The organism is Shigella sp. FC1967 (assembly GCF_001743005.1).
In the GTDB taxonomy this organism is placed as follows: domain Bacteria; phylum Pseudomonadota; class Gammaproteobacteria; order Enterobacterales; family Enterobacteriaceae; genus Proteus.
In genome coordinates, this window is record NZ_MIIZ01001127.1 from 1 (window position 1) to 740 (window position 740).

Annotated in this window: 1 protein-coding gene and 1 pseudogene; both read left to right on the forward strand. The window is 39.3% G+C overall.

Annotated features, from left to right (window positions below; all coding sequences use genetic code 11):
• Window positions 1-15: 15 nt before the first annotated feature.
• The gene (locus tag BHE89_RS19170) at window positions 16-141 is read left to right on the forward strand and encodes a DUF4222 domain-containing protein (protein ID WP_458694246.1); all 126 of its coding nucleotides are present in this window, start codon (window positions 16-18) and stop codon (window positions 139-141) included.
• A gap of 12 nt (window positions 142-153) precedes the next feature.
• Window positions 154-740 (forward strand): annotated as a pseudogene (locus BHE89_RS19175) (replication protein); the annotation flags it as partial.

Genomic DNA, 740 nt, shown 5'->3' on the forward strand with positions numbered 1-740 from the left:
AAAAATCACCGAGGTATCGTTGTTCATGTTGTTCGTTATGACAGAGAAAAACAGCGTGTCATTTTTATGCTTGATGGTTGTGACGATCCGCAATGTGAACCCTTACAACGATTTAAAGAGAAGTACACACGTATTAAGTAATGAGGTGGCAAGATGAGTTTATTATTACTAAAAAGTCGCCCTTTAGTCGTTATTCCTGAATTAGCGGTACGTCTTGGTTTAAATGAGGCGATGCTGTTACAGCAAATTCAATATTGGCTAACTGAAACTACTTCAGGTGTTGAATATGACGGCTCACGCTGGATTTATAACACAGTCGAAGAGTGGAAGAATCAATTTCCTTTTTTCTCTGAATCAACGATTAAACGTGCTTTTACTAATTTGAAAAAGCAGGGCGTTTTACGCATCGAGCAAATCAATAAATCGAACCATGACCGTACTAATTATTATGCGATTAACTACGATCACCACTTGCTGACCGATGAGGTCAATATGACCCAATCGAACGGTGATAACTCATCTAATCGAACAGTTCAAAATGACCTTATCGATAAGCGCAAATTGAAACCTTCAAACGGTTCAAAATGCGCTGTTCTGAACGGGTCAAAATGGCCTGTTCTTACAGAGAATACAACAGAGATTACTTCAGAGAGTACAACAGAAACAGATCATTCGTCGCAGAATTCTGGCGAATCCAGCGACCAGCCGAAAAATGATTTTTTAACTCGTTATCCCGAAGC